The organism is Spiroplasma sp. ald, from assembly GCF_044714355.1.
Lineage (GTDB): Bacteria > Bacillota_I > Bacilli_A > Mycoplasmatales > Mycoplasmataceae > Spiroplasma > Spiroplasma phoeniceum.
The window spans coordinates 1-8,116 of the sequence record NZ_RXFY01000046.1 but is presented as its reverse complement, the minus strand read 5'-3'; the positions used below and the strand labels follow the sequence as shown (position 1 = coordinate 8,116).

The window sequence follows — 8,116 nt, the reverse complement described above, 5'->3', positions numbered from 1 at the left end:
GAAAGTTTAACAGCGGCTGAAACTTTATCAGTTGCAGAAGGAGCCACAGTTGCAGCAACTGAAGGAGCAGTTATTGGAACAGAAGCTGGTGCTGCCGCGGCTTTAGCGCCAGAAACACTAGGTTTATCATTAGTAATTGGAGGATTAGTAATTGCTGGAACAGCACTAATTTGATGATTAAATCATGTCAACAATGATAGTCCAGAAGCAGTTAAACATGAATCACATAATCAATATAATGAAATTGAAAAATACTATCAATTTTTAGCTCATGATCAATTAAAATTAGATATTGATAGCAATACTTGAGATAAAATTAAACAAATTTATCAAGCAAACAAAGATAACTACGAAGGATTTAAAGAACAAATTAAAGTAACAATCACTAGTTTTCATAAAGAAGATCATAGTGGTTGGGGTGGATCAATCACTGATGAAGATACTAATACTTTAATTAATATTATTTACAATCATTTTCAAGAAATTAATAATCACTTTATTAATAATTATAATCACGGTTGAAAAATTGTGACAAACACGATAGGTAGTTATTTTATAATTGAAGAAGAATAAAAATAAAAAACAACAAAATTGACATTGTCAAACAAGTTGTTTTTTTATTTATTTCAAATTTCGTAGGTGTGTTGCGATGGATAAGCACCAATAGTGTTGGTTTGATTTACAATTCAATTGGCTAGTGTTTGAGTTGGCGTAATTCAATGAATTTTACCACCCGCAGCAAGTCATTCTCGCAAATTAATTAATTTGGTTCTGAACCGGTCAGGGGGATTGCGGGTGCGTTCAAATTCAACATAAATCTCACTATCATTATTTTTGATAATAATTAAGTCAGGATAGGAATTGAGATTGCCGTTTTCCATTTTGAGCTCACGCTCGGTTTGATAATGTACAATATCGGTTTGACTACAAAGTCATTTGATGAGCATATCTTGGTGTTGTAATTCATAGTAATTAACTTTAATGCTTTTTTTATGAACTCGTCCTAAATGACTTTGTGCTTTACTAGTTAAAGTATAATAGTTTTTCTTGGGGAGTGTGTCCACATTCAGCATTTTTAAATTTATTACTTTTTATTTTTGCAATTGAATTGTTTTAATATTTTTATTTAATAACAAAGCTATTTGTTCTAAATTTAAGTATCCTCAACGATTTATCATAATCAATATTTTTTCTAACTCACCCATAACATCAACTCCTTATGAACCACTATTGTCTTACTAACGGGGTGGGGTTTTTTCTTTTTTGCGTTCGCCTTTTTATTTTAAGGGCTTGGGCAAAAAGAAAAAAGGAACATGGTGGGTTTTTATTGGTTGTATTTTTTACAACAAATACAACCAATAAAAACCCACCTCTGCGGAACACAAACATTAAGCCGAAACCCCGCACTCCCAACGTTGTTGATAGCACGCGGTTTCGGGTGTTTGGCGTGCCAAAATGCTTGCTATTCCGCAGCATAAACAATAATACTAATAAGTTTTAAAATTTATTAAATACTTTAATATACTTATATCTTAAATTTTAGAATATTTAATACGTTATTAAATAGTTTGTTTTAGTTTAGTATCGGAAGTATTTTGGAATTATATTGGAAGAAAATGGATAATAAAAATAGGTGATTTACCAAACAGCAAAAAGGATATGATAATAACCATATCTTAGGTTTGTTTATTCGTTGTCTTGCTACACTTTGGTTTTATGCAAGCTCTTATGCTTTGTTGATACTGGAATGAAGAACTCGATAGGGGAGTTAGTCTAAGTTGTCTAATTCCGCTAATAACTGTTCGAGTTCTTCTTCGGATAATTCTGGTGGGTCACCCTTGTTTTTTTTATAAACAGTGTTATAATCATCAACAAGAGGGTTATTTTCTCTTGTTTCAGTTTGATTATTTTTATTAGCAGAATAGACTTCTTGCATAACCTAGTAAAATAATTATAAATATTTTTAAAAAGATACTAATAGCAAATTATAATTTTAATTAATTATGTCTTTTTAAAAATATTTATAATTATTTTACTAGGTTATGCAAGAAGTCTAATGATATTATTATCATAGATATATATTTAAAAATAATAAAAATGTATCAAAGGAGTATCAATTATCAACTATGAAAAAACTTTTATCAATTATCGGAGCAGTTAGTTTAACTTTAATCGGAGCAAGCAATATTGTTGCTTGTGGTGCTGGAAAAGCAAAATCAGTTAAACAATCAAATCCACCAAAAGAACCACAAGCAGAAAAAAAACAAAATGAAAACGCAGATCAAACACCAGTTGTTGAATCACAAGCAGAAAAAAAACAAAATGAAAACGCAGATCAAACACCAGTTGTTGAATCACAAGCAGAAAAAAAAATAATATTGAGTGATTTAAAATGAGTCAATTTTATTGACAATTTTGAAATAACAAAAGATGAATTAAATATTATTAAAGATTATAAAATTAATTCATATAATTTTGAAGCCAGTAAGAATCTTAAAAATAAAATATTAAATTTTTTAAACGATAATAAAGAAAAACTATGAAGTGAAATAGAAAAGAAAAATAGTATTGAGTTAAAAAAATTTAATCTTAATAAAGAAAATTTTAAAATTAATAAAATAATCTCGCTTAATTTATTAAAGTATAATAATACTGGAAATGAGTATCTTGTAATTTTATTATTACTTGATTTTAGTAATGAACAAGAAAAACCAAATGAACATTTGATTGATATTTATAAACTTATTAAAAAATAAATGATTGTTGATGAATATAATAACATCTTAATTTAAGATGTTATTATATTGCCTTTTTAAAGGGGCGTTAAAAAACCTTGTTTTAATATAAATTTAGGTATATAATAAAAGTGTCAAAATAAAAAAAGTGAGAGTTAACCACTCCCGTTAATGTTTTAGATTACTGTAAAGTAATCTATTTTTTTATTATGTAAATAAATAATTGCCATCAACAGTAAGGCTAAAACCAACAATAGCGTTTTAAAAATCTCTTGTATGGTAATCACCTCCTATCTGATGTATTTGTCAAAATAGGGAGTGATTTTTTCTCACATCAATTATATTAATCTATATTTTACTAATTTTAAATATTTGATATAATTTTTGTGTAGGCAATTTAAATTGCTACAATAACTAAAAATGGAAACACAAAACTAGTTTAAATCTCTGTGTTTCCACTGACAATTTTAACATATTTTATTTAACTTAGAATGTGTTATATCAATTATTATAATTTTGTTTATGGAAATAGTGCAGTGGTATTATTTCCATTTTTATTTGCAGAAAGGAGGGATATAAAGATATGATAAATTTTCTTGTCGCATTGATAAAACTTGGATATTATTTAATCTTATTGTTTTTGCTTTTTATTCCGCTACTTTGTTTATTATATTTGTTGCCAAGTTGATTAATCACGCAAACAATATATATTAAATTGAAAAGTTTACGCGATAAAAAATATCTTAATGCGATTACTTGATTAACCTTAGCAATGATTTTGGCGGTTGGTATTTGTTTAACAGAAAATATCCTCCATCCGAATTTAACTTATAACTGAGATGGTTGAAATATCTTGGGTTCTTTGTTTGTTATTGAGTTGCAGTTTTTACCTTTATTTGTTTTGTTATATGCAATTTTAGATTATTGTGTTTACTTAATTGCAAATAAAATCGGGGCGTGGTTTGATAACAAAAATGCTAAATATGAGTTTATTAATATTTTTATTAAAAGTTGAATATGATTTATTCTGATTTTAAAAAGTACATCATACTTAACTAGATTGTTAAATACTCGTAACAAAGTTGTGAATAAAATTCAACAATGACAAAACAGTAATGTTTTACTTGATAAGTTTACCGCCCTAAATAAAGATAAATTAAACCAACATACTTTATTGGTTGGAACAACGGGGAGCGGTAAAACAACAACATTAATGCAAATTATAAAAGAGTTAAGGTTTAAATTTTGTGAAACAACTATCATTATTGATGGTAAAGGCGATATTGATTTAATTGATAAAGTTAAACAACTAGACTCCAATACTTTTATTTGAGAAATTAGTGGTAACACAAAATATAACCCTTTTGCCAATAAAGATAAGGTTATTTTAGCAGATAAGATAATGTCGTTGTTTGATTTTTCCGAACAATAAAGTATGTTGAATTAAATTTGATTTTATTAAACCAAAGTTTTTGTTTAAATTAAGCAAATTGCTTTGTGGAATTTGTTTAAATTCTTGCTCTTTTTGTTTTGCTTTTTTCTTTTGTTCATAAGCAAATATATCAAAATGTTGTCATTTCTGATAACCAATAAACCCCATAAACACCATCACAACGATAATGCCAATAATTGCTGAAATTTTAAAGCAAATATCTTTGGCATAAACAGTTGAAAAAGTTTGTCAAGTAATCGATTTTAGTTTTATCCCCGCATAGCCAAGCGAAATAGGAATATTAATTAAAGCAACAAACAAGAAAAAAGTTAATACAGAAAAAATAATTCAAAAGACTACTTTTTGAAATTTATTAAGTTTTTGATATTGGTGTTTTATTTTACGCACAAATCTATCTCCTAACTAAAAGTTTCTTGTTCTATTTCGCTTGCTTCAACATTTAACAGCATTCGGTTATTAGCACCGATCGAAAACAGACATGTTCCCGTTGGAGCAGTTACAATCGTATCTTTTTGATATTGATTTAACCGCCCACTTGAGGCAATTAAATTATCATAATCTTGTAAATCGCTCGCAGCTAAATGATGAACAAACCGATACAAACAGTTGTTTATTATTCCTTGCGCTTGCGTTTTAATATTTGCATTGCCCATAAAGTCATTGATGTTTTGCGTCATAATATACAAAATACCGTTATATTTCCGAATACGTTTTGTCATTTCAAACAAGAAATTCAACGCCAAGGTATTATTTTCATTAATTAATAAATGAGCTTCATCAATGGCAATGCAAATTCATTGTTGTTCAGCAATTGGTAATGCTTGGTTTTTGGCTTTGTTTTGTTTTACAAACTTATCCAAAAAGGAAAGCATTAAAAACAATTGAGCATTTTGTCGGTTTTTGTTTGCTGTTAATTCGTGGGTATCAAAAACAATTAAATCACTTTTTAGCGACAAGGTACTTATTCCGTTTCACAAATAACCATCGGCTCCTTTAGCGAGTTTTCATAAAACATTGTATAAATGCGATTTGTTTTGTTCGCTTTTTTCTTGTTTTTCAATTAAAACAAACAAATCTGATAGTGTAGGATAATCGCTCGCTGTTAATTTATGTAATTCCGTTTTATCAGTAATTTTAATTTGTGAAAAATCGATCGCAAGCGAATTCTTTTGAATTATTTTTGCTTTGATAGTGTCATCGTTGTTATCTAAGATATTACCTAAATCAGTCGTTTTAATTAATTCACTTAGATTTTCTTTAACAATTTGCTTTGTCGGTTCTATTTTTGCCGCCATAACAACATCAATGTCTTCGCTCGTGTATTTTGTTCCACGAATATCATATTTGATAACTAATTTATGGGTCTTTTCACTAGTTTCAGGTTTAACATTGATATTTACTTTGTGGTCTAACATATTTTGTTTAGCACCATTTCATAAAACTTCTGTAACATTTGGGTTATCAATATTGATGTTTGTTTCCCCATCAACCGTTAAACGCATACCAGCGTTAGACCAAGTCGCCGTTTTAGAACCATCCACAAGTGAAAACGAAATTCCTTGTTGAAATGGTGTTTTATCAATATTTCAATTAATTATATTCCCATTACTATCAATTTCTGGTGTTATTGGTTTATTAACACCATTTCAACAATAAACTGATTTAAAATATGTACCATTATCTTTATTTCAACTTATAACATCGCTTATTGAACCTGCTTTATTTATAAATAAGTTATCGCCCACTCTTGTTAATGCTAATTCATAATTACCTTGACTATCTAAAACTTTTCTTATATCTGAATAATTAATGTTTTGAAAAGATTTTATTCGTCAATTATTACTATCTTTTCCATGCCATATAACAATATATCACTTATTATCAATTTTACTAAATGGTTTTGTAACTGCTTCAAGTTTTTCTCAATTTTTATATTCAATACCTTTTATTTTTATATCAAATCCAGTTGTGACATCTTTGGCAGTTGTCCCAACATCGCGTTTGACACGAGTTAGTGGTGCATTGGCCAGCAACGGCGCAGGAACGCTTGCTGTCAAGGTTGATATAGTTAAGATACTTAGTAATTTTTTCATTGCATATATTCCTTTCTGAATTCTCTTTTTAACAAAAAAAGAGAATAGCACCACCGCACTATTCCCACAAGCAATTTCTAACATATTTCAAAGCAGTATCATAAAAAACCACCAAGAAATATGTTAAAATTGTCTGTGGAAACGCTAGGTGTTAACTAGTGTTTCCACGATAGTAATTTATTTGACGATAAATTACTATCACTTAATTTTATTTATTTTAAATTTCACAATTATATTATACCAATTGCTTTATTTAAAAGCAATTTTTTATTTTAAAAAGAGAAGATTAATGAAGAGTGATATTTAATACAGTTGATATTTAGTAGCATAGGAATTTACCTAATACCAAAGATAAAAAATATCTTGGTAAGCAAATTATAACATAATTCTTTATTTATGGCAGTTTTTATCGCCCATATTGATAGTAAATCATTCTTCATCAATTTTTTGAATCGTAAAACTACAATTCAGACACTGTTGTAAATCAACATCAACAATAATTAAATTATGCTTTTTGGTGTCTTTATTCTCTATTTTTTTCATTGTTATTTGATTTCCTTGATGAGTTCTTCGTAGGCTTGTTTTTGGCGTCAATAATGTTGATTATCTCAAATACTAGATAATTCATTTTCAGATTTAACATATGATTTAGAATGTTGAATAAATGTTTCTAATAATTTACTATTTAATTTTTTATCAGAAATTCATTTTAAAATTAAATTTGTATTTTCATCATCTTTTACATTATTGAATATAATTTTAATTGATGGCATTCCTCTTTTTTCTTTTTTACAAATAAAGTTTAAAGTATTTTCTAGGTCTAAAATTCCTTTATAACTCCCAACTCCATCATTAATTGGAATTAAAACCAAATCACTCATTATTAACCAATTAATAGCAAAATCATTTATTGTTGGTGGGTAGTCAATCAACACATAATCATAATTGTCAAAAATTTCTTTATTTTTTGTATAAATCATTTCACTAACCATATAATATTCATTCTCTTTAAAAATGCTTTTAATAATTTCATTCATTCTATTTAATTCTTCTGAGCATAAAATAATATCAATATTTTTATATTTTGTTGATTGAATAATTTGGTTAATTTTAACCATCTCTAATGCTGGCACAAAATTAATAAAAGTTTTTTTATTATCAACATTTTTATTACTAAATTGAACAGACAAAGTTGCTTGTGGGTCTAAATCAATTACTAAAACTTTTTTATTATCCACCGCGAATTTATAGGCAACATTTTTGCAAAGGGTCGTTTTGCCAACTCCACCTTTTTTATTACAAAAACTAATCATTTTCATTGTTGTTGTTTTCCTTTCAATAACGTTCTTCTAAAATAATCGTCATCAAAGTAGTGTATTTAAGTCTTTTACTTTGTGCTTCTTTTTTAAACGCTTCCACCAAATTAATAGGACAGGTCATAGTTGGTATTTTTAATTGATGTGGTCTTTGCTTATATTCTTTTTTATTAGAATATGAAACTAATTTGTCAACTTGCGAAACACTATCAAAATTAGAATTATTATCTAATAAAATACTTTTTAATTTTGGCATATTTTTTTCCTTTCTTTAAATACTATTAATAGTATTTATTGTATTAATAATATTATAAATAATTTATTTTTATATTTTTTATTACCATTTACCAACGAAAATAACACTCAATGCGTTACAAACGACGATAGAGAAACAAGCAATGAAAAACCCTTATTTTATAAGGGTTTTAAGTGGGGGGCTAAGTCAAATTATTTGATTTAAATTATTATTATTTACTAATCTGGGCTCGCGGTAATTTTTCATAAAATTATGAAAAATTA

9 protein-coding genes and 1 pseudogene are annotated in these 8,116 nt (G+C 27.3%); 3 read left to right on the top strand and 7 right to left on the bottom strand.

Annotation, left to right across the window (positions count from 1 at the left end):
* Positions 1–573: pseudogene (locus EHU54_RS03255) on the top strand (hypothetical protein); the annotation flags it as partial.
* Between the two features lie 44 nt (positions 574–617).
* Here EHU54_RS03255 and EHU54_RS03250 read toward each other — a convergent pair.
* Positions 618–1,073, bottom strand: a complete 456-nt coding sequence (locus tag EHU54_RS03250) for a hypothetical protein (protein WP_400248916.1) — start codon at positions 1,071–1,073, stop codon at positions 618–620.
* 695 nt (positions 1,074–1,768) lie between these two features.
* Complete coding sequence (locus EHU54_RS03245) at positions 1,769–1,936, bottom strand: hypothetical protein (RefSeq protein ID WP_400248915.1); 168 nt, start codon at positions 1,934–1,936, stop codon at positions 1,769–1,771.
* 190 nt (positions 1,937–2,126) lie between these two features.
* On the opposite strand from EHU54_RS03245, the gene EHU54_RS03240 reads away from it, so the two are divergent.
* Together EHU54_RS03240 and EHU54_RS03235 are read left to right on the top strand one after the other, a co-directional pair.
* On the top strand, positions 2,127–2,756 hold the full coding sequence (locus EHU54_RS03240; RefSeq protein ID WP_400248914.1) for a lipoprotein: 630 nt from the start codon (positions 2,127–2,129) through the stop codon (positions 2,754–2,756).
* 694 nt (positions 2,757–3,450) lie between these two features.
* Positions 3,451–4,167 carry a type IV secretion system DNA-binding domain-containing protein gene (locus EHU54_RS03235; protein WP_400248912.1) on the top strand — a complete coding sequence of 239 codons (717 nt, stop codon included), beginning with the start codon at positions 3,451–3,453 and terminating at the stop codon, positions 4,165–4,167.
* Here EHU54_RS03235 and EHU54_RS03230 read toward each other — a convergent pair.
* The 5 genes from EHU54_RS03230 to EHU54_RS03210 all read right to left on the bottom strand — a co-directional run bounded on the left by EHU54_RS03230 (position 4,123) and on the right by EHU54_RS03210 (position 7,853).
* The gene (locus EHU54_RS03230) at positions 4,123–4,575 is read right to left on the bottom strand and encodes a hypothetical protein (RefSeq protein WP_400248911.1); all 453 of its coding nucleotides are present in this window, start codon (positions 4,573–4,575) and stop codon (positions 4,123–4,125) included. The genes EHU54_RS03235 and EHU54_RS03230 overlap by 45 nt on opposite strands.
* A gap of 11 nt (positions 4,576–4,586) precedes the next feature.
* Positions 4,587–6,281: a hypothetical protein gene (locus EHU54_RS03225; RefSeq protein WP_400248910.1), complete on the bottom strand. Its 1,695-nt coding sequence runs from the start codon at positions 6,279–6,281 to the stop codon at positions 4,587–4,589.
* Positions 6,282–6,671: 390 nt separating this feature from the next.
* A complete protein-coding gene (locus tag EHU54_RS03220; RefSeq protein WP_400248909.1) occupies positions 6,672–6,824 on the bottom strand; it encodes a hypothetical protein in 153 nt (50 codons plus the stop codon).
* 2 nt (positions 6,825–6,826) lie between these two features.
* On the bottom strand, positions 6,827–7,600 hold the full coding sequence (locus tag EHU54_RS03215; RefSeq protein ID WP_400248908.1) for a ParA family protein: 774 nt from the start codon (positions 7,598–7,600) through the stop codon (positions 6,827–6,829).
* Positions 7,587–7,853, bottom strand: coding sequence for a hypothetical protein (locus EHU54_RS03210; RefSeq protein WP_400248907.1), 267 nt, complete (start codon positions 7,851–7,853; stop codon positions 7,587–7,589). Before EHU54_RS03210 ends, EHU54_RS03215 begins: the two co-directional genes overlap by 14 nt.
* Between the last annotated feature and the right edge of the window lie 263 nt (positions 7,854–8,116).